Origin of the sequence: Leifsonia xyli subsp. xyli str. CTCB07 (genome assembly GCF_000007665.1) — a bacterium.
Classification (GTDB): domain Bacteria; phylum Actinomycetota; class Actinomycetes; order Actinomycetales; family Microbacteriaceae; genus Leifsonia; species Leifsonia xyli_C.
The window spans coordinates 2,076,077-2,094,519 of record NC_006087.1 but is presented as its reverse complement, the minus strand read 5'-3'; the positions used below and the strand labels follow the sequence as shown (position 1 = coordinate 2,094,519).

Genomic DNA, 18,443 nt, shown 5'->3' with positions numbered 1-18,443 from the left:
CCGTGCGTGACGAGCGCGCCTACGCGACCGTCGTGGCGTGCTTCGCGGCCGGGCTCTATCTTGCGCTGCTGGTGGCGGGATTCGGCCTGACCTCCCTGGCGGCCAACACCGAGGTGATCGCGGATTCGCGCGCCGGCCCGCTGATCGGCCCGGCGATGACCGGCGCGGCGGTCGCGCTGCTGCTGATCCTCCTCATCCTGTTCGGGCGGAGGGCGCCGGGGAAGCGTCAACGTGTCGATCCGGGCTTCGCGTTCGGCGTGGCCACGGCCTGTTCCCTCGTGTTCGCCGCTGCCGGGGGAGTGGCCGGCATCGCGGGCGATCCGGGCCAGTCGTTCCACTACGTCCTGTTCGCTGTGGCTCAACTCGGCAGCGTTTACACGATTGTCACCGGTCTTCTCGGCTTTGTCGTCGCTCTGCTCTATCAGCTCGTGCTGGTCGGCCGCTTCCGCCAGCGCGGCCGCCCGCGCTGGCCGTGGGAGGACGGCGACGAGGAATGAGGGCAGGGGCGGAGCGGACCGGGAGAGCCGGCGGGACACCACGCTCTCTTCGCAACCTCAGGGGGAAGCGCCGGTAGCATGCCCGCGATCATTTGACCAGCTTTCGCGTGGACGATAGTATTTATCGGGTGTGCGCTCTGTCGCGCGCTTGTCCTATGGTCACTGACCGGCTCGGTCCGGGACTGGGAGGAGCGGGCCGGCACGTACTCATCCGATGGGCTGAGGAGACCGCACGGGAACCCGCCCCCACGGCATATCGGCAGCTCGCCGATCACCCCACGACCAGAGGCGCCGCGAGGCGCGGCTGGGCCGTGGGAAAGCAACAACTGTCACCGTGCAGTCCTAAAAGGAGAAGTTCAGTGCCAACTATTCAGCAGCTGGTCCGCAAGGGCCGGACGCCGAAGGTCACCAAGACCAAGGCTCCCGCCCTGAAGGCCAACCCGCAGCAGCGCGGCGTGTGTACCCGCGTCTACACCACCACCCCCAAGAAGCCGAACTCGGCGCTCCGCAAGGTCGCGCGTGTCAAGCTCTCGAACGGGACCGAGGTCACCGCCTACATCCCCGGTGAGGGTCACAACCTGCAGGAGCACTCGATGGTGCTCGTCCGCGGCGGCCGTGTGAAGGACCTCCCAGGCGTTCGCTACAAGATCGTTCGTGGCGCGCTGGACACCCAGGCCGTCAAGAACCGCAAGCAGGCTCGCAGCCGCTACGGCGCGAAGATGGAGAAGAAGTAATGCCTCGCAAGGGTCCCGCTCCGAAGCGCCCCGTCGTCGCCGATCCGGTCTACGGCTCCCCGGTCGTCAGCCAGCTCGTCAACAAGATCCTCCTCGACGGCAAGAAGGGCCTCGCTGAGCGCATCGTCTACGACGCGCTCGAAGGCGTCTCCTCCAAGTCGGGCAACGACGCCGTCGCCACCCTCAAGAAGGCGCTGGACAACATTCGCCCGACCCTCGAGGTCCGCAGCCGCCGCGTCGGCGGCTCGACCTACCAGGTGCCGGTTGAGGTCAAGCCGCACCGTGCGAACACCCTCGCGCTGCGTTGGCTCACCAGCTACGCCAAGGGCCGTCGCGAGAAGACGATGACCGAGCGCCTCGCCAACGAGATCCTGGACGCCTCGAACGGCCTCGGCGCGGCTGTGAAGCGCCGTGAGGACACGCACAAGATGGCCGAGTCGAACAAGGCCTTCGCGCACTACCGCTGGTAACACTCTTCGCCGTCCGGGCGTAGCACCCTTCGGGGAGCCGCCCGGACGGCGCCCCTTCCACTTTCTACATTTCGGAGGAACCCTGTGGCACAGGACGTGCTCACCGACCTGCATAAGGTCCGCAACATCGGCATCATGGCCCACATCGACGCCGGCAAGACCACCACGACCGAGCGCATTCTGTTCTACACGGGCGTCAACCACAAACTGGGCGAGACCCACGACGGTGCCTCGACGACCGACTGGATGGAACAGGAGAAGGAGCGCGGCATCACCATTACGTCCGCGGCCGTCACCTGTTTCTGGAACAAGAACCAGATCAACATCATCGACACCCCGGGCCACGTGGACTTCACCGTCGAGGTGGAGCGCTCGCTGCGCGTGCTCGACGGCGCCGTCGCCGTCTTCGACGCCAAGGAAGGAGTCGAGCCCCAGTCGGAGACCGTCTGGCGTCAGGCCGACAAGTACGTCGTCCCCCGCATCTGCTTCGTCAACAAGATGGACAAGCTGGGTGCCGACTTCTACTTCACGGTCGACACCATCATCTCCCGCCTCGGCGCCAAGCCGCTTGTGATGCAGCTCCCGATCGGTTCCGAGTCCGAGTTCATCGGTGTCGTCGACCTGATCGAGATGCGCGCGTTGGTCTGGCCGGGCGACGCCAAGGGTGATGTGACCATGGGCGCCAAGTACGAGGTCCAGGAGATCCCCGCCGACCTTCAGGCCAAGGCCGAGGAGTACCGCGCCAAGCTGGTCGAGACCGTCGCTGAGAGCGACGACGCGCTGCTCGAGAAGTTCTTCGGCGGCGAGGAGCTCACCGTCGCGGAGATCAAGGGCGCCATCCGCACGATGACCGTCAACAACGAGATCTACCCGGTGCTCTGCGGCTCCGCGTTCAAGAACCGCGGTGTGCAGCCGATGCTCGACGCGGTCATCGACTACCTGCCGTCGCCGCTGGACGTCCCGGCCATCGAGGCGCACGACCCGCGCGACGAGGAGAAGGTCATCCTCCGTCACGCCGACGCCACCGAGCCGTTCTCGGCTCTGGCCTTCAAGGTCGCCGTTCATCCGTTCTTCGGTCGCCTCACGTATGTCCGCATCTACTCGGGCCGTGTCGACTCGGGTGCCCAGGTCATCAACTCGACCAAAGGCCGCAAGGAGCGCATCGGCAAGATCTTCCAGATGCACGCCAACAAGGAGAACCCGGTCGACTTCGTCACCGCCGGCAACATCTACGCGGTGATCGGCCTCAAGGACACCACCACCGGCGACACCCTGAGCGACCCGGCCAACGAGGTCGTCCTCGAGTCGATGACCTTCCCGGAGCCGGTGATCGAGGTCGCCATCGAGCCGAAGACCAAGGCCGACCAGGAGAAGCTGGGCACCGCGATCCAGAAGCTCGCCGAAGAGGACCCGACGTTCCGCACCGAGCAGAACCAGGAGACCGGTCAGACGGTCATCAAGGGTATGGGCGAGCTGCACCTCGACATCCTCGTGGACCGCATGAAGCGCGAGTTCAACGTCGAGGCGAACGTGGGCAAGCCGCAGGTCGCCTACCGCGAGACCCTCCGCCGCACGGTGGAGAAGCACGACTACACCCACAAGAAGCAGACCGGTGGTTCCGGTCAGTTCGCAAAGGTGCAGATCACCCTGGAACCGCTCGAGGTCACTCCGGAGACCTCGTACGAGTTCGTCAACGCCGTGACCGGTGGCCGCGTTCCGCGCGAGTACATCCCCTCGGTCGACGCGGGCATCCAGGACGCGATGCAGGTCGGCGTCCTCGCCGGCTTCCCGACGGTGGGCGTCAAGGCGACGCTCGTCGACGGCGCTTCGCACGACGTCGACTCCTCGGAGATGGCGTTCAAGATCGCCGGCTCGATGGCCTACAAAGAGGCTGCCCGGAAGGCGAACCCGGTGCTGCTCGAGCCGCTCATGGCGGTCGAGGTGCGCACCCCGGAGGAGTACATGGGCGACGTCATCGGCGACCTGAACTCGCGTCGTGGGCAGATCCAGTCGATGGAGGACGCCAGCGGTGTGAAGGTCGTCAAGGTGAACGTCCCGCTGTCCGAGATGTTCGGCTATATCGGCGATCTGAGGTCCAAGACCTCCGGCCGTGCGGTGTACTCGATGCAGTTCGACAGCTACGCAGAGGTCCCGAAGGCCGTCGCCGACGAGATCGTCCAGAAGAGCAAGGGCGAGTGACTCCGGTCGCTTGCCAACGCGTCGTTCTGATACTCGGGCAACATCCCGTAACATAAGAAACCAATCCGTAGATCCGCCGGTCGAAATCCGTCGATTGGGGTGTCTACTCGAGAGTCCTGAGGAGGACCCACAGTGGCTAAGGCCAAGTTCCAGCGGACTAAGCCGCACGTAAACATCGGAACCCTCGGTCACGTCGACCACGGCAAGACGACGCTCACCGCGGCGATCTCCAAGGTGCTTGCGGACAAGTACCCGTCGGCGACCAACGTTCAGCGCGACTTCGCGTCGATCGACTCGGCTCCGGAAGAGCGTCAGCGTGGTATCACGATCAACATCTCGCACGTCGAGTACGAGACGCCGAAGCGTCACTACGCGCACGTTGACGCCCCGGGCCACGCCGACTACATCAAGAACATGATCACCGGTGCCGCTCAGATGGACGGCGCCATCCTCGTGGTCGCCGCCACCGACGGCCCGATGGCCCAGACCCGCGAGCACGTCCTGCTCGCCAAGCAGGTCGGAGTTCCGTACCTGCTGGTCGCCCTCAACAAGTCCGACATGGTGGACGACGAGGAGATCCTGGAGCTCGTCGAGCTTGAGGTCCGTGAGCTGCTCTCCAGCCAGGACTACCTCGGCGACGACGCTCCGGTCGTCCGCGTCTCGGGCCTCAAGGCTCTTGAGGGCGACGAGAAATGGGTTCAGAGCGTTCTCGACCTCATGGAGGCCGTGGACAACAACATCCCGGACCCGGTGCGCGACAAGGACAAGCCGTTCCTGATGCCTGTCGAGGACGTGTTCACGATCACCGGTCGTGGAACCGTCGTCACGGGCCGTGCTGAGCGCGGCACCCTGGCCGTCAACTCCGAGGTCGAGATCGTCGGCATCCGCCCGACGCAGAAGACCACGGTCACCGGTATCGAGATGTTCCACAAGCAGCTCGACGAGGCTTGGGCCGGCGAGAACTGTGGTCTGCTCCTCCGCGGCACCAAGCGCGAGGACGTCGAGCGCGGTCAGGTCGTCGTGAAGCCGGGTTCGGTCACGCCGCACACCAGCTTCGAGGGCACCGCCTACATCCTCTCGAAGGACGAGGGCGGCCGTAACAACCCCATCTACACGAACTACCGTCCGCAGTTCTACTTCCGCACCACCGACGTCACCGGCGTCATCTCGCTGACCGAGGGCACCGAGATGGTCATGCCCGGCGACACCACCGACATGACGGTCGAGCTCATCCAGCCGATCGCCATGGAGGAGGGCCTCGGTTTCGCCATCCGTGAGGGTGGCCGCACCGTGGGCGCCGGTAAGGTGACGAAGATCATCAACTGAGTCGTCTCAGGCCGCTCGGAGAAGGGCCGGACCCGAAAGGGTCCGGCCCTTCTCCGTCGTACTCCGGATCACCCCCATTGGGGGTACTTGTCTGCCTGGATAGGTTTCGAGAGTTCGCCTGAGTCAGGGAGTGTGGTCGTGCGCGGTCGTCGGAGTCTGTCAACGGTGCTGGGAGGCGCGGTGCTCGCTGCTGCCGCGTTCGTCCCGCAGTCGGCCTCGGCCTCCACCGGTCAGTCTGTCGCCGACCTGTCCAGCACCTCGGTGGAGGAACTGGTCGCCTCACTGGTTGGGCCGGGTGTCACCGTCTCCAATGCGACCTTCACTGGCCACAGCGCCGCCGTCGGCCTCTTCAGCGGGATGGGTGCGGCGCTCGGGTTGGAGGGCGGCGTCGCCCTCAGCACCGGCAGGGTCAAGGATGGCGTTCTCGGCCCGCACGGCGCATCGAAGGCCAGCACGGACCTCGACCAACCCGGCGACCACGATCTCTCGGCCCTCCTGGGCGGTCGCACTTGCCTCTTTGACGCGGCCGTGCTCGAGTTCGACTTCGTGCGGCGGTCGCCGTCGATTTCGATCGACTATGTCTTCGGGTCGATGGAGTACCCGAAGTTCGTCGATCCCCGGTACACGGTCAACGACGTTTTCGGCTTTTTCGTGAACGGGACGAACTGCGCCACCGTCGGCAGTCAGGCTGTCTCGATCAAAACGGTGAACGCCGGTGTCAATGCTGAGCACTTCGTGGACAACACAACCGGAGCGCGGGACACTGCCGTCAACGGCTTCACGAAGGTTCTGACCTGCACCGCGGAGGTGGAGGCCGGCCGGACGAACCATGTGAAACTCGCCATCGCGGATGGCGCCGATGGCGGCTTCGACTCCGTCGTCCTGGTCGGAGCCGGCGGCTTCTTCTCGAATCAGGCTCCCACCGCGGGGGACCTCTCGTTTTCTCTGACCGCCGGCAACAGCGTGCAGATCGTCCTGCCCGGCTGGGACCCGGACGGTGACCAGCTCGGCCACAAGATTGTGAAGGCACCGGCGGGCGGAACGCTCACCCTGGAGGGCGGCAGCGTCGTCTACACGCCGCGAGCGGGATTCATCGGAACCGACAGCTTCACCTACACGGTCAGCGACGGGATCGTCGTCTCCGAGCCGTACACCGTCGCGATCACCGTGGACGAGTCGGAGACGAGTGCCCCTGTCCTGCGCGAGCGGCACTACACGGTGGTCGCGGGCGCGGACACTGTGATCGAACTCCTGCCCCTGGATGGGGTGGGTGCCCCGGCGACGGCGGCTGCGAACCCGCAGGCGCTCAGCGAAGGGGCTGTGCCCGTCAGTTACGCGGTCACCACCGCTCCGGCGCATGGAACGCTGAGCGGCGACGGAGCGTTGCGGACCTACCGCTCGGCCGCCGATTTCGCCGGCGTCGACACTTTCCAATACACCTCGTCGCGGAACGGCGTCACCAGCGGCCCCGCGACCGTGACCCTCGAGGTCGCCGCCCGCCCGGTTCCGAACGTGCAGTCGCGCAGCATCCCCGTCTTCCCGCCCGCGCCCGTCCGCATCGGCGATGGGGCCGGAACTCGCCGCCTGGCGGACACCGGAGCCGATCTCGGGACGACCGCTTCCCTCGGGGCGCTTGTGTTGTTCGCCGGTGTGGCCGCCGTCAGCGTGGCAGCGCTGCGTCGCCGGGCCCGTTCCTGATCCGCGCCTGGGCCTTTGCCTCAGCGCTCCCCGGGCACAGAATGGTCTTACCGATTCAACCGAACGGGTCCGTCGCCGAAGGGAGCGCCTATGCTAAGCCAGCACCTCGCAAACCAGACCACACCGCTGACCGGATCCCGGGCGAAGAGTTCGGGAGCGTGAGCGGTCTTGACACGATCTGAGCGACGGCGCGAGGCGTCGCTCGAGCGGGGCCGGTGACACAGCCGGTCCCGCTTCTGCGTGCCGGCGGGTGTTCTTCGCAGCTTTCGTCTTCTGCCGGCCGCTCAGAGCTGTCGCCGCCGGGGTCTGCGGCGAGTGGAACCCTTCACACAGGTAATCTTTGTGTGTACATGTTGTATCATGTCCCATATCTCATTTCCGAGACATCTGCCCGAATCCCGTCGCCGTCGTGGCCTGCTTCTATAACGCCGGTCCGGCGGTCGGCCGTTCCCTCGCCCGCCTCGCCGAGTTCGACCGTGGCGCGCAGATCGTCCTTGTGGACGATGCATCGACCGACGCCACCGAGAGCAGGCTTCGAGAGTGGGCGGTGGGGCGCCGGGAGGTCCGCGTTCTCGCCCTTGAGGAGAATCGGGGGCCGGCTGCCGCTCGCAACGCGGCGATCGGCCTGATCGACCGCGAGTACGTCTGGTTCGTGGACGACGACGATCCGGAGCCGAACGCGCTCGACAGCTTCGCCGAGGCCATCTCCGGAAAGCCGGATCTCGTGTTCGCCCGTGCTCGCTTCCGCGCCGCAGGCGCCAGCGAGCGCTGGATCGACGGAATCGGCGAGCAGCGGACAACCGGCCGCGAGCGCGCGCTGCGAAGCGTTCTCGACGGCGACGTCCAGGGCTTCCTCTGGAGCAAGCTGTTCCGTCGCTCTGTGCTGCACGCGGAGACGTTCGGACGCGACTATCCGCAGGAAGACTTCATCGGTGTCGTCGATGCGCTGGAGCGGAGCGAACGCATCGTCTTCTGGCCGGAGTCTGTCTACACCGACGTCGAGCGGGGGGGGGGGCTCGCTGAGCCGGGAACGCACGCAGAACTTCGCGTGCTATGCCGTAGCACGCGATGCGGCTGTCGCCGCGGCGGAGCGAGCGGGAGTCGAGCCGCAGCGCATCGACGTCTTCCGGCTCTGGTTCTACGCGCTGGCGGTGGCCTTCGTTCCGGTCCGGCGCCGTGGCTCGCGAGCAGAGGTGAACGAGGGGATGCGGCTCGCCCGTCAGGAGCTGCGGACGATCCGGCTGACTCAGGTCGGCGCCCAGGCCGGTCGCTGCCCTCCACGTCTGGGTCATCCGCCTGTCCGGACCGCTCTACCCCGTCCTCCTGCGCTGCGCGCTCTGGGCACACGATTCGATCAGAAAGGTGTGGCGATGAACCCGCGAATCTCCGCTGTGAGCGTTGTCATCCCGACGATGAACACTCGCGGCGCCCTTGACGACGCGGTCGCTTCCGCTCTCGTTCAGCGCGACGTGGACGTGGAGGTGATCGTCGCTATGAACGGGCAGGGCCCCGACCCGGTGTTCCAGGACGCCCGTGTGCGTGTCGTGCGCTCCGAACCGGGACTGCGCGGGAACGGCGCACGTATGGCCGGCATCCGCTCGGCGCGGCACGAGACTGTCGCGTTGCTGGACGACGACGACACCTGGGAAGCGACGAAGCTCCGAGCGCAGCTGGACGCGCTCGAATCGGCCGGAGTCTCTGGTGGCAACTGGGTGATGAGCTGTGCGATTCTCGAAAAAGACCTGAGCACCGGCGGTGAGCGTGTGGTCCCCACCGAGCCAGTCCGAGATGTGCCGAGCATCACCGAGTATCTGCTGGAAAGACCCCGGCTCCGTTCTGTCTCGCCGCAATTCGCTTCTTCCACCATAGCTGTTCCCCCGGGAGCTGGCGCTGTCCGAGCCGTGGGACACCGCTGTGCGGCTCCACCAAGACTGGGAGTGGCTGATCCGGCTGGAGCGCGAACGGGGAACCCGGATGCTGTGCGTTCCAGAACCGCTCGTGTGCCGCCCCGTCAGTCACGCCGACTCCCTGACGACGGACCCCAACTGGCGTGCGAGCCTCGAGTGGGGCAAACGGCATCTCACAGCGACCAGCCGGCGTGTTCGCGGTGACTTCATTTCTGACGCTGCCCGCCGACCGCGCGGGACGGGCGGCGAGCGGGAGCGGCCTGCTCGCGTGCCTCGGCGCGGCTCTCAGCGGCGGACGGCCCGGGTACGGCGCTTGGGCCTACTTCTGCGTCACAACGTTCCGCGCGCTCAGCAACCGGGTCCGGATGGGGAGGCCGGTCGCGTGAAGATCGCCTACTGCCGTGTCTGGGACACCGAGTATCCACGCAACGCACGGATTCGCGCTTTCCTTGAGGAACAGCTGGACGCTGAGATCACGATCACGCGACGTCGGGAAGGGCCCCGCTGGCGGCGGATGCTGCACGATCTCCGAGCGCTCCTGTTCACGGTGCATGGGCGGCGAGTCTACATTCTGTCGGAGTTCTCGCTCCCGTACGTCGCCGTCGTGTGGGCGGTCGCGCGCCTCAACCGGGGTGTGCTCGTGGCAGACGGGTTCGTCGGGCAGTACGAGACGATGGTCGAAGACTGGAAGAAGGCACGACCGGGCTCGCTGCGGGCGCGATGGTACGCGCTGGTGGACACGATGGCCTGCGCGCTGGCCGACCTCGTCCTGATCGACACCAGGGTCCGGGCGCAACAGCTGGCTGCTGCGCATCCCGGAACCGATGTCCTCTCGCTCCCGGTGGGCGCTCCCGGGTGGGCGCGCCCGGCGACCGGGACAGCGGCCGATCGCCGGCGCGCCGCGGACGAGCCCCTCCGGGTCCTCTACTACGGCAACTACATCCCGCTGCACGGGCCGCCGGTCATCGTGGAGGCGCTCGCCACGCTCGGAGCGGCCGTGCCGTTAGAGGCCACGTTCATCGGCGACGGTACGCTGCGGGCGAGCATCCGCGCGCGGGCCGCTGAGCTCGGGATCGCCGGGCAATGCCGATTCCTCGAGCCGGTCCCCGCGATCGAGCTGGCCGATCACCTGGCCGCCGCGGATGTGGTGCTCGGCATCTTCGGGGACTCGCCGAAGGCGCGGAGCGTCATTGCCAACAAGGTCTGGCAGGGTCTGGCCGCTGGGAAGACGGTTGTCACGCGCAGCTCGCCGGCGCTGGAGGAAGTGGCCGGGGCGGTGGGGGAGAGTCTCGTCCAGGTCGACGGTTCCTCCCCCGCAGAACTGGTCAGCGCCCTCGCCGCAGCTCTGCGCTCGATCGGTGAGCCCGGCCCGGACGCCGCGCGACGCAGCCGGGGCGCTCGAGGCGTACGTCGCCTCCGAATACGCTCGCTTCGGCGCGAAACTGACGGAACTCGCCGGATCGCTGTAGCGCGACACGCCCGGGTTGCAGCACTGGCCGGAATCTGGCAAACTTGACGGGTTCAACATTTCGGAACGAGCGTGACTGTGCGCGCTCCGAACGGATCACTGCCAGGTTGTGCATAGCCCAGCGCGAGAGTCTCCGGACCCGTGGATGGACGGTTAGGCCGCAGGCAGCAGGACACGCTCACTTCGGCCACCTCGGAAAACACTGTTCATCCCTGTCTTCCGGCCGGGAGAAATCCCGGAGCCATGGCCGGGGAGTTGACAGATAAACAGTGGCGTTCCCCTGCGTTCGTCGCATCGCGTCCAATGCGAGAGCACTTCCCTTCGGGGAGAGCTCTTCGTACGACGCCATAACAAGAGAGAGAGTCGCAACATGGCGGGACAGAAGATCCGCATTCGGCTTAAATCGTACGACCACGCTGGTCTCGACACCTCGGCGCGCAAGATCGTCGACACGGTGACTCGTGCCGGCGCGACCGTCGTCGGGCCGGTGCCGCTTCCCACCGAGAAGAACGTGGTGTGCGTCATCCGTTCGCCCCACAAGTACAAGGACAGCCGTGAGCACTTCGAGATGCGCACGCACAAGCGGCTGATCGACATCGTCGACCCGACGCCGAAGGCCGTCGACTCGCTCATGCGTCTCGACCTGCCGGCCGACGTCAACATCGAGATCAAGCTCTAAGGGGGAGTGCCGCTATGTCCACCATCGATACCAAGACCTCCCGTGGCCTCCTCGGCAAGAAGCTCGGCATGACCCAGGTCTGGGACGAGAACGACACTCTCATCCCCGTGACCGTCATCGAGATCACGCCGAACGTCGTGACCCAAGTCCGCACCCCCGAGGCAGACGGCTACAACGCCGTCCAGATCGCCTACGGCCAGATCGACCGGCGCAAGGTCAACAAGCCCTCCGCCGGTCACTTCGACAAGGCGGGCGTCACGCCGCGCCGTCACCTGACCGAGGTCCGTACCGCCGACGCCGCCGAGTACTCGGCCGGCCAGGAGCTCACCGTCGACGGCACCTTCGAGGCCGGCCAGCTGGTCGATGTCGTCGGCACCTCGAAGAGCAAGGGCTTCGCCGGTGTCATGAAGCGCCACAACTTCCAGGGCGTCTCCGCTTCGCACGGTGCGCACCGCAACCACCGCAAGCCGGGCTCCATCGGCGCCTCCTCGACCCCGAGCCGTGTCTTCAAGGGCATGCGCATGGCCGGTCGCATGGGTGGCGAGCGCGTCACCGTCCTGAATCTGAAGGTTCAGGCGATCGACGCCGAGAAGGGCCTGCTGCTGGTCAAAGGCGCCGTTCCCGGCGCTCGCGGCCGCATCGTTTTCGTCCGCAACGCAGTGAAGGGGGCCTAAATCCATGGCTACCTCGATTGACGTCGTCGACCTCAAGGGCAAGAAGGCCGGCTCCATCGAGCTCCCCGACTCCCTGTTCGACGTTCAGACCAACATCCCGCTGATCCACCAGGTGGTCACCGCTCAGCTCGCCGCCGCGCGTCAGGGCACCCACAAGACGAAGAACCGTGGTGAGGTCTCCGGTGCCGGTCGCAAGCCGTTCAAGCAGAAAGGCACCGGCCGCGCTCGTCAGGGCTCGATCCGCGCCCCGCAGATGACCGGTGGTGGCATCGTCCACGGACCGACCCCGCGCGACTACTCGCAGCGCACCCCCAAGAAGATGATCGCCGCCGCTCTGCTCGGCGCTCTCTCGGACCGCGCTCGCGGCAGCCGCATCCACGCCGTCCAGGCCTTCACCGCCGGTGAAGCCCCCTCGACCAAGGCCGTCGTGGAGCTGCTGAGCGGCGTCGCCACCTCGAAGCACGTCCTCGTCGTGCTGGAGCGCGACGACGAACTCGCTTTCAAGAGCGTGCGCAACATCGCGTCCGTGCATGCGCTGACCTACGACCAGCTGAACGCCTACGACGTGCTGGTGAGCGACGACATCGTCTTCACCCAGGCCGCGCTCGAGGGCTTCATCGCAGCCAAGTCCACGAGCGCTGCGACCAAGAAGGAAGAGGTGAACGCCTGATGGCCGCCGTCAACAAGGACCCGCGCGACGTCATCATCGCTCCGGTCGTCTCCGAGAAGAGCTACGGCCTGATCGACGAGGGCAAGTACACCTTCCTTGTCGACCCGCGTTCCAACAAGACCGAGATCAAGCTCGCCATCGAGTCGATCTTCAGGGTCGAGGTCGCGTCGGTGAACACCCTGAACCGTCAGGGCAAGACCCGCCGCACCAAGTTCGGCCTCGGTAAGCGCAAGGACACCAAGCGTGCCATCGTCACGCTGAAGTCCGGTTCCATCGACATCTTCACGGCCGTCGGCTGAGCGAAGGATTAGAGGAAAACAGACATGGCTATTCGCAATTACAAGCCCACGACCCCCGGGCGTCGCGGCTCCTCCGTCGCCGACTTCGCCGAGATCACCCGGTCGAACCCGGAGAAGTCCCTTCTCCGGCCGCTGTCGAAGTCCGGTGGCCGCAACAACCAGGGCCGCATCACGACCCGTCACATCGGTGGTGGCCACAAGCGCCAGTACCGCGTCATCGACTTCCGTCGCAATGACAAGGACGGCGTCAACGCCAAGGTCGCGCACATCGAGTACGACCCCAACCGCACGGCTCGCATCGCGTTGCTGCACTTCCTGGACGGCACCAAGCGCTACATCCTGGCGCCCGCCGGTCTCAAACAGGGCAACATCGTCGAGTCGGGCGCTGGCGCGGACATCAAGCCGGGCAACAACCTGCCGCTGTGCAACATCCCGACCGGCACCGTCGTCCACGCGATCGAGCTGAAGCCGGGCGGTGGCGCCAAGCTGGCCCGCTCCGCGGGCTCCTCGGTGCGTCTCGTCGCGAAGGACGGCCCCTACGCCCAGCTGCGCCTCCCCTCGGGCGAGGTCCGCAACGTCGATGCGCGCTGCCGTGCCACGATCGGCGAGGTCGGCAACGCCGAGCAGTCGAACATCAACTGGGGCAAGGCCGGACGCATGCGCTGGAAGGGCGTCCGCCCGACCGTCCGCGGTGTCGCGATGAACCCGATCGACCACCCGCACGGTGGTGGTGAGGGCAAGACCTCCGGTGGTCGCCACCCGGTCAGCCCGTGGGGCCAGAAAGAAGGCCGCACGCGCCACCCCAACAAGGAAAGCGACAAGCTCATCGTCCGCCGTCGCAACGCCGGCAAGAAGCGCAAGTAGGCCAGGGAATAGGAACCGAAGAAGATGCCACGCAGTCTTAAGAAGGGCCCCTTCGTCGACGAGCACCTGTTCCGCAAGGTGGTCGCCGCGAACGAGGCTAATAGCAAGAACGTGATCAAGACCTGGTCGCGCCGCTCGATGATCGTCCCGGCCATGCTCGGCCACACGATCGCGGTACACGACGGTCGCAAGCACATCCCGGTGTTCGTCACCGAGACCATGGTCGGTCACAAGCTCGGCGAGTTCGCGCCGACGCGTACCTTCCGCGGTCACGTGAAGGACGACAAGAGGGGTCGTCGCCGCTAAGAGCGGTGACGAAAGGAGGAGAGAAATGGTGGAGTCGATCGCACGCGTGCGACACATCCGCGTCACCCCCATGAAGGCCCGTCGCGTCGTCAACATGATCCGCGGCAAGCAGGCTCAGGAGGCCCTGGCCATCCTGAAGTTCGCCCCGCAGGGCGCGAGCGAGCCGGTGTACAAGCTGGTCGCGTCGGCCATCGCCAATGCGCGCGTCAAGGCCGACCAGAGCAACACCTATCTGGATGAGCAGGACCTCTATGTGAGCCGCGCTTTCGTGGACGAGGGGACCACCCTGAAGCGGTTCCAGCCGCGCGCTCAGGGCCGTGCCTTCCGCATCAACAAGCGCACCAGCCACATCACCGTCGTCCTCGCGACGCCGGACGAGGCCGAGGCCGCGCAGCCAGCTAAGAAGGCCAGCACCGCAAAGAAGGCGAGCAACTAATGGGTCAGAAAGTCAACCCGTACGGCTTCCGTCTGGGCATCACCACCGACCACGTGTCGCGGTGGTTCTCCGACAGCACGAAGAAGGGACAGCGGTACAGCGACTACCTCGCTGAGGACGTCAAGATACGCACCCTGCTGAAGACATCGCTCGACCGCGCGGGCGTGTCCCGCATCGAGATCGAGCGCACCCGCGACCGCGTCCGCGTCGACATCCACACCGCCCGTCCGGGCATCGTGATCGGTCGTCGTGGCGCCGAGGCCGAGCGCATCCGCGCCGACCTCGAGAAGCTCTCGGGCAAGCAGATCCAGCTGAACATCCTCGAGGTCAAGAACCCCGAGGCCGACGCCCAGCTCGTCGCGCAGGGCATCGCCGAGCAGCTCGCCGCGCGTGTGGCGTTCCGCCGCGCGATGCGCAAGGGCCTGCAGGGCGCTCAGCGCGCCGGCTCCAAGGGTGTCCGCATCCAGGTGTCCGGCCGTCTCGGCGGCGCGGAGATGAGCCGCTCCGAGTTCTACCGCGAGGGCCGTGTGCCGCTGCACACGCTCCGCGCCAACATCGACTACGGCTTCTACGAGGCCAAGACCACCTTCGGTCGCCTCGGCGTCAAGGTGTGGATGTACAAGGGCGACATCACGAACAAAGAACTTGCTCGCGTGCAGGCGAACGTCAAGCCGTCGCGCGAGCGCAACGACCGTCCGCGCCGCGGTGGCCGGGGGAGCAACGCGCCCGAAGCCTCGACCGTGCCGGCCGCAGCAGGAGTTGAGGCATAGCCATGTTGATCCCACGCAGAGTCAAGCACCGCAAGCAGCACCACCCCGGCCGGAGCGGCCAGGCGACCGGTGGAACGAAGGTCTCGTTCGGCGAGTTCGGCATCCAGGCCTTGACCCCCGCTTATGTCACCAACCGTCAGATCGAGTCCGCTCGTATCGCCATGACGCGTCACATCAAGCGTGGCGGCAAGGTGTGGATCAACATCTACCCCGACCGTCCGCTCACGAAGAAGCCGGCCGAGACCCGCATGGGTTCCGGTAAGGGCTCCCCGGAGTGGTGGGTCGCCAACGTCAAGCCGGGTCGCGTCCTCTTCGAGGTCTCGGGAGTCTCCGAGGACCTCGCTCGCGAGGCGATGAGCCGTGCAATCCACAAGCTGCCCCTCAAGGCACGCATCATCAAGCGCGAGGAGGGCGACGCGTAATGGCGATCGGCACCAAGGAGCTCGCTCCGAGCGAGCTCGACACTTTCGAGGACGAGCGTCTGATCGACGAGCTGAAGAAGGCCAAGGAGGAGCTGTTCAACCTGCGCTTCCAGTCGGCCACCGGCCAGCTCGAGAGCCACGGCCGCCTGCGCGCCGTGAAGCGCGACATCTCTCGCATCTACACCGTGATCCGTGAGCGCGAGCTCGGGATCCGGGCCACCCCGGCTCCGGTCGAGGCTGAGCCCGCCAAGAAGCCTGCCAAGAAGGCAGCGAAGTCCAAGGCGGAGACGGAGGCCCCCGCGGCCGCCGAGGTCGCCGAGACCGAGACTGAGGAGGCCAAGTAATGGCTGAGACCACCAAAGCCACGGCTGCGGAGCCGGCGGCCGACGAGGCCCTCGTCCGTGGCTACCGGAAGGCCCGTCGCGGCTACGTCGTCAGCGACAAGATGGACAAGACCATCGTCGTCGAGGTCGAGGACCGCGTGAAGCACCCGCTGTACGGCAAGGTCCTCCGCCGCACCTCCAAGGTGAAGGCGCACGATGAGAGCAACGTCGCCGGCATCGGCGACCTCGTTCTCATCAACGAGACCCGCCCCCTGAGCGCCAGCAAGCGCTGGCGCCTGGTTGAGATTCTGGAGAAGGCCAAGTGATTCAGCAGGAATCCCGACTCAAGGTTGCCGACAACACGGGCGCGAAGGAACTCCTGACCATCCGCGTTCTCGGTGGCTCCGGTCGTCGCTACGCGGGCCTGGGCGACGTCATCGTCGCCACGGTCAAAGACGCCATCCCCGGCGGAAACGTCAAGAAGGGCGATGTCGTCAAGGCCGTCATCGTGCGCACGCGGAAGAACACCCGGCGCACGGACGGCTCTTACATCAAGTTCGACGAGAACGCCGCCGTGATCCTGAAGAACGACGGTGACCCCCGCGGAACCCGTATCTTCGGCCCGGTCGGCCGTGAGCTTCGCGACAAGAAGTTCATGAAGATCATCTCGCTGGCCCCGGAGGTGCTGTAACACATGGCCAACATCAAGAAGGGCGACCTGGTCCAGGTCATCACGGGCCGCTCGCAGGCCCGCGGCGGTGACCGCGGCAAGCAGGGGCGCGTCATCGAGGTCCTCGTGGAGAAGAACCGCGTGATCGTCGAGGGCGTCAACTTCGTGACCAAGCACGTTCGCGTCGGTCAGACGCAGCGTGGCACGAAGACCGGTGGCATCGAGACCCACGAGGCGTCGATCCACGTCTCGAACGTGGCGCTCGTGGACCCCGAGACCAAGAAACCGACCCGGGTCGGCTTCCGCACGGAGACAGTGACGAAGGACGGCGTCGCCAAGACGGTCCGCGTTCGTTACGCCAAGAAGTCTGGTAAGGACCTGTAATGACGGACACTGCAACGAGCGCTGGAAAAATCCAGCCTCGCCTGAAGCAGAAGTACAAGACCGAGATCGCCGCGAACCTGTCCAAGGACTTCGGCTTCACGAACGTGCATCAGGTGCCCGGCCTCGTGAAGATCGTCGTCAACATGGGCATGGGTGAGGCGGCTCGCGACGGCAAGGTCATCGACGGTGCGATCAACGACCTCACCCTGATCACCGGCCAGAAGCCGCAGGTCACCAAGGCCCGCAAGTCCATCGCGCAGTTCAAGCTGCGGGAGGGCCAGCCGATCGGCGCGCACGTCACGCTGCGTGGCGACCGGATGTGGGAGTTCCTCGACCGGCTGCTCTCGCTCGCCCTGCCCCGCATCCGGGACTTCCGCGGCCTGAGCGACAAGCAGTTCGACGGGAACGGCAACTACACGTTCGGTCTCACGGAACAGTCGATGTTCCACGAGATCAACCAGGACAGGATCGACCGCGTCCGCGGTATGGACATCACGGTCGTGACCACCGCCAAGAACGACGAGGAGGGCCGTGCGCTGCTCAAGCAGCTCGGCTTCCCCTTCCGTTCGGTGGAGGCGGCGAGCTAGGGAAACCTAGCAGTCTTGTCTACTTGTGGGCCGGCCGGTCCGGCCGGCCCACTTCCACCACAGGTCGTCAGTCGTGTAACGGCTGAACGAAACCTGGTGAACAAAGGAAAACCGCAATGACAATGACAGATCCGGTCGCAGACATGCTGACCAGACTGCGCAACGCGAACTCTGCGCACCACGACACTGTTTCGATGCCGCATTCGAAGCTCAAAGTACACATCGCCGAGATCCTCACCACCGAGGGCTACATCTCCGGGTGGGAGGTCGCCGACGCCCGTGTCGGCCAGACCCTGACGCTGAGCCTTAAGTTCGGTCCGAACCGCGAGCGTTCCATCGCCGGTATCAAGCGCGTCTCCAAGCCCGGCCTCCGCGTCTACGCGAAGTCCACGGAGCTCCCCAAAGTGCTTGGCGGGCTCGGCGTCGCCATCCTGTCCACCTCCTCGGGGCTCCTCACGGACCGCCAGGCTGAGAAGAAGGGCGTGGGTGGGGAAGTCCTCGCCTACGTGTGGTAACCCGCCATGTCGCGTATTGGAAGACTGCCCATCGACGTCCCCGCCGGGGTCGATGTGAAGATCGACGGCCAGGCCGTCACCGTCAAGGGTCCGAAGGGCGAGCTCAGCCTCACTGTCGCGAGCCCGATCGAGGTGAAGCTGGAGGAGGGCCAGGTCCTGGTCACCCGTCCGGACGACGAGCGCGAGTCGCGTTCGCTGCACGGCCTCACCCGCACCCTCCTCAACAACAACATCGTGGGCGTCACCCAGGGCTACTCGAAGGGCCTGGAGATCGTCGGCACCGGTTACCGGGTGGCCCAGAAGGGTGCGGGTGTCGAGTTCGCGCTCGGCTTCTCGCACCCGGTTACCGTCGAGCCGCCGGCCGGCATCACCTTCACGGTCGAGGGCAACAACAAGCTCACCGTGGCCGGCATCGACAAGCAGGCCGTGGGCGAGGTCGCCGCGAATATCCGCAAGATCCGTAAGCCCGAGCCGTACAAGGGCAAGGGCGTGCGCTACGCCGGCGAGGTCGTCCGCCGCAAGGCCGGAAAGGCTGGTAAGTAATC

At 66.1% G+C, this 18,443-nt stretch carries 26 protein-coding genes; all 26 read left to right on the top strand.

Annotation, left to right across the window (positions count from 1 at the left end):
* Positions 1–2 precede the first annotated feature (2 nt).
* On the top strand, positions 3–497 hold the full coding sequence (locus tag LXX_RS10060; RefSeq protein WP_011186744.1) for a DUF6121 family protein: 495 nt from the start codon (positions 3–5) through the stop codon (positions 495–497).
* A 359-nt stretch (positions 498–856) separates the two neighbouring features.
* Positions 857–1,231: a 30S ribosomal protein S12 gene (rpsL, locus tag LXX_RS10055; RefSeq protein WP_011186743.1), complete on the top strand. Its 375-nt coding sequence runs from the start codon at positions 857–859 to the stop codon at positions 1,229–1,231.
* Complete coding sequence (gene rpsG / locus LXX_RS10050) at positions 1,231–1,701, top strand: 30S ribosomal protein S7 (RefSeq protein ID WP_011186742.1); 471 nt, start codon at positions 1,231–1,233, stop codon at positions 1,699–1,701. Before rpsL ends, rpsG begins: the two co-directional genes overlap by 1 nt.
* A gap of 84 nt (positions 1,702–1,785) precedes the next feature.
* Entirely contained in the window at positions 1,786–3,900 is a 2,115-nt protein-coding gene (fusA, locus tag LXX_RS10045; RefSeq protein ID WP_041767722.1) for an elongation factor G, read from the top strand.
* A 132-nt stretch (positions 3,901–4,032) separates the two neighbouring features.
* Complete coding sequence (gene tuf / locus LXX_RS10040) at positions 4,033–5,226, top strand: elongation factor Tu (protein WP_011186740.1); 1,194 nt, start codon at positions 4,033–4,035, stop codon at positions 5,224–5,226.
* Positions 5,227–5,391: 165 nt separating this feature from the next.
* The gene (locus LXX_RS12815) at positions 5,392–6,924 is read left to right on the top strand and encodes a choice-of-anchor L domain-containing protein (protein ID WP_050737915.1); all 1,533 of its coding nucleotides are present in this window, start codon (positions 5,392–5,394) and stop codon (positions 6,922–6,924) included.
* Between the two features lie 409 nt (positions 6,925–7,333).
* Positions 7,334–8,359, top strand: a complete 1,026-nt coding sequence (locus LXX_RS16885) for a glycosyltransferase family 2 protein (RefSeq protein WP_192807297.1) — start codon at positions 7,334–7,336, stop codon at positions 8,357–8,359.
* Positions 8,295–9,035 carry a glycosyltransferase family 2 protein gene (locus LXX_RS16880; RefSeq protein ID WP_011186738.1) on the top strand — a complete coding sequence of 247 codons (741 nt, stop codon included), beginning with the start codon at positions 8,295–8,297 and terminating at the stop codon, positions 9,033–9,035. Before LXX_RS16885 ends, LXX_RS16880 begins: the two co-directional genes overlap by 65 nt.
* Positions 9,032–9,217: a hypothetical protein gene (locus tag LXX_RS14910; RefSeq protein WP_176714723.1), complete on the top strand. Its 186-nt coding sequence runs from the start codon at positions 9,032–9,034 to the stop codon at positions 9,215–9,217. The genes LXX_RS16880 and LXX_RS14910 overlap by 4 nt, the downstream gene beginning before the upstream one ends.
* Positions 9,214–10,347, top strand: a complete 1,134-nt coding sequence (locus tag LXX_RS12805; RefSeq protein WP_050737913.1) for a glycosyltransferase — start codon at positions 9,214–9,216, stop codon at positions 10,345–10,347. The genes LXX_RS14910 and LXX_RS12805 overlap by 4 nt, the downstream gene beginning before the upstream one ends.
* A 322-nt stretch (positions 10,348–10,669) precedes the next feature.
* A complete protein-coding gene (gene rpsJ / locus LXX_RS10010) occupies positions 10,670–10,978 on the top strand; it encodes a 30S ribosomal protein S10 (protein ID WP_011186736.1) in 309 nt (102 codons plus the stop codon).
* Positions 10,979–10,992: 14 nt separating this feature from the next.
* Positions 10,993–11,652 (top strand): 50S ribosomal protein L3, encoded by a 660-nt coding sequence (rplC, locus tag LXX_RS10005; RefSeq protein ID WP_011186735.1) that lies wholly within the window; start codon positions 10,993–10,995, stop codon positions 11,650–11,652.
* A gap of 4 nt (positions 11,653–11,656) precedes the next feature.
* Positions 11,657–12,322: a 50S ribosomal protein L4 gene (gene rplD / locus LXX_RS10000; protein ID WP_011186734.1), complete on the top strand. Its 666-nt coding sequence runs from the start codon at positions 11,657–11,659 to the stop codon at positions 12,320–12,322.
* Positions 12,322–12,621, top strand: coding sequence for a 50S ribosomal protein L23 (gene rplW / locus LXX_RS09995; protein ID WP_011186733.1), 300 nt, complete (start codon positions 12,322–12,324; stop codon positions 12,619–12,621). Before rplD ends, rplW begins: the two co-directional genes overlap by 1 nt.
* 24 nt (positions 12,622–12,645) lie before the next feature.
* Positions 12,646–13,485 carry a 50S ribosomal protein L2 gene (gene rplB, locus LXX_RS09990; protein ID WP_011186732.1) on the top strand — a complete coding sequence of 280 codons (840 nt, stop codon included), beginning with the start codon at positions 12,646–12,648 and terminating at the stop codon, positions 13,483–13,485.
* A gap of 24 nt (positions 13,486–13,509) precedes the next feature.
* A complete protein-coding gene (rpsS, locus tag LXX_RS09985; protein WP_011186731.1) occupies positions 13,510–13,791 on the top strand; it encodes a 30S ribosomal protein S19 in 282 nt (93 codons plus the stop codon).
* 25 nt (positions 13,792–13,816) lie between these two features.
* On the top strand, positions 13,817–14,227 hold the full coding sequence (gene rplV, locus LXX_RS09980) for a 50S ribosomal protein L22 (RefSeq protein ID WP_011186730.1): 411 nt from the start codon (positions 13,817–13,819) through the stop codon (positions 14,225–14,227).
* Positions 14,227–14,997 carry a 30S ribosomal protein S3 gene (gene rpsC, locus LXX_RS09975; RefSeq protein WP_011186729.1) on the top strand — a complete coding sequence of 257 codons (771 nt, stop codon included), beginning with the start codon at positions 14,227–14,229 and terminating at the stop codon, positions 14,995–14,997. The genes rplV and rpsC overlap by 1 nt, the downstream gene beginning before the upstream one ends.
* A 2-nt stretch (positions 14,998–14,999) precedes the next feature.
* The gene (gene rplP, locus LXX_RS09970) at positions 15,000–15,419 is read left to right on the top strand and encodes a 50S ribosomal protein L16 (protein ID WP_011186728.1); all 420 of its coding nucleotides are present in this window, start codon (positions 15,000–15,002) and stop codon (positions 15,417–15,419) included.
* Positions 15,419–15,763 carry a 50S ribosomal protein L29 gene (rpmC, locus tag LXX_RS09965; protein ID WP_011186727.1) on the top strand — a complete coding sequence of 115 codons (345 nt, stop codon included), beginning with the start codon at positions 15,419–15,421 and terminating at the stop codon, positions 15,761–15,763. The genes rplP and rpmC overlap by 1 nt, the downstream gene beginning before the upstream one ends.
* On the top strand, positions 15,763–16,068 hold the full coding sequence (gene rpsQ, locus LXX_RS09960) for a 30S ribosomal protein S17 (RefSeq protein ID WP_011186726.1): 306 nt from the start codon (positions 15,763–15,765) through the stop codon (positions 16,066–16,068). Before rpmC ends, rpsQ begins: the two co-directional genes overlap by 1 nt.
* Entirely contained in the window at positions 16,065–16,433 is a 369-nt protein-coding gene (gene rplN, locus LXX_RS09955; protein ID WP_011186725.1) for a 50S ribosomal protein L14, read from the top strand. The genes rpsQ and rplN overlap by 4 nt, the downstream gene beginning before the upstream one ends.
* A gap of 3 nt (positions 16,434–16,436) precedes the next feature.
* Entirely contained in the window at positions 16,437–16,796 is a 360-nt protein-coding gene (gene rplX, locus LXX_RS09950; RefSeq protein WP_011186724.1) for a 50S ribosomal protein L24, read from the top strand.
* Positions 16,796–17,383 carry a 50S ribosomal protein L5 gene (gene rplE / locus LXX_RS09945; protein WP_011186723.1) on the top strand — a complete coding sequence of 196 codons (588 nt, stop codon included), beginning with the start codon at positions 16,796–16,798 and terminating at the stop codon, positions 17,381–17,383. The genes rplX and rplE overlap by 1 nt, the downstream gene beginning before the upstream one ends.
* A gap of 116 nt (positions 17,384–17,499) precedes the next feature.
* Positions 17,500–17,898, top strand: coding sequence for a 30S ribosomal protein S8 (gene rpsH, locus LXX_RS09940; protein ID WP_011186722.1), 399 nt, complete (start codon positions 17,500–17,502; stop codon positions 17,896–17,898).
* Positions 17,899–17,904: 6 nt separating this feature from the next.
* Positions 17,905–18,441, top strand: coding sequence for a 50S ribosomal protein L6 (gene rplF / locus LXX_RS09935; protein WP_011186721.1), 537 nt, complete (start codon positions 17,905–17,907; stop codon positions 18,439–18,441).
* Positions 18,442–18,443: the final 2 nt, after the last annotated feature.

Bases quoted from the DNA above. Each gene is read 5' to 3' on its own strand.
- rpmC (WP_011186727.1), top strand. From the start codon at position 15,419: ATGGCGATCGGCACCAAGGAGCTCGCTCCGAGCGAGCTCGACACTTTC.
- LXX_RS16880 (WP_011186738.1), top strand. From the start codon at position 8,295: ATGAACCCGCGAATCTCCGCTGTGAGCGTTGTCATCCCGACGATGAAC.
- rpsQ (WP_011186726.1), top strand. From the start codon at position 15,763: ATGGCTGAGACCACCAAAGCCACGGCTGCGGAGCCGGCGGCCGACGAG.
- rplB (WP_011186732.1), top strand. From the start codon at position 12,646: ATGGCTATTCGCAATTACAAGCCCACGACCCCCGGGCGTCGCGGCTCC.
- rpsS (WP_011186731.1), top strand. From the start codon at position 13,510: ATGCCACGCAGTCTTAAGAAGGGCCCCTTCGTCGACGAGCACCTGTTC.
- rplD (WP_011186734.1), top strand. From the start codon at position 11,657: ATGGCTACCTCGATTGACGTCGTCGACCTCAAGGGCAAGAAGGCCGGC.
- rpsC (WP_011186729.1), top strand. From the start codon at position 14,227: ATGGGTCAGAAAGTCAACCCGTACGGCTTCCGTCTGGGCATCACCACC.
- rplX (WP_011186724.1), top strand. From the start codon at position 16,437: ATGGCCAACATCAAGAAGGGCGACCTGGTCCAGGTCATCACGGGCCGC.
- rplP (WP_011186728.1), top strand. From the start codon at position 15,000: ATGTTGATCCCACGCAGAGTCAAGCACCGCAAGCAGCACCACCCCGGC.
- rplF (WP_011186721.1), top strand. From the start codon at position 17,905: ATGTCGCGTATTGGAAGACTGCCCATCGACGTCCCCGCCGGGGTCGAT.
- rpsJ (WP_011186736.1), top strand. From the start codon at position 10,670: ATGGCGGGACAGAAGATCCGCATTCGGCTTAAATCGTACGACCACGCT.
- rplE (WP_011186723.1), top strand. From the start codon at position 16,796: ATGACGGACACTGCAACGAGCGCTGGAAAAATCCAGCCTCGCCTGAAG.
- rplV (WP_011186730.1), top strand. From the start codon at position 13,817: ATGGTGGAGTCGATCGCACGCGTGCGACACATCCGCGTCACCCCCATG.
- rplW (WP_011186733.1), top strand. From the start codon at position 12,322: ATGGCCGCCGTCAACAAGGACCCGCGCGACGTCATCATCGCTCCGGTC.
- rpsH (WP_011186722.1), top strand. From the start codon at position 17,500: ATGACAATGACAGATCCGGTCGCAGACATGCTGACCAGACTGCGCAAC.
- rpsG (WP_011186742.1), top strand. From the start codon at position 1,231: ATGCCTCGCAAGGGTCCCGCTCCGAAGCGCCCCGTCGTCGCCGATCCG.
- rplC (WP_011186735.1), top strand. From the start codon at position 10,993: ATGTCCACCATCGATACCAAGACCTCCCGTGGCCTCCTCGGCAAGAAG.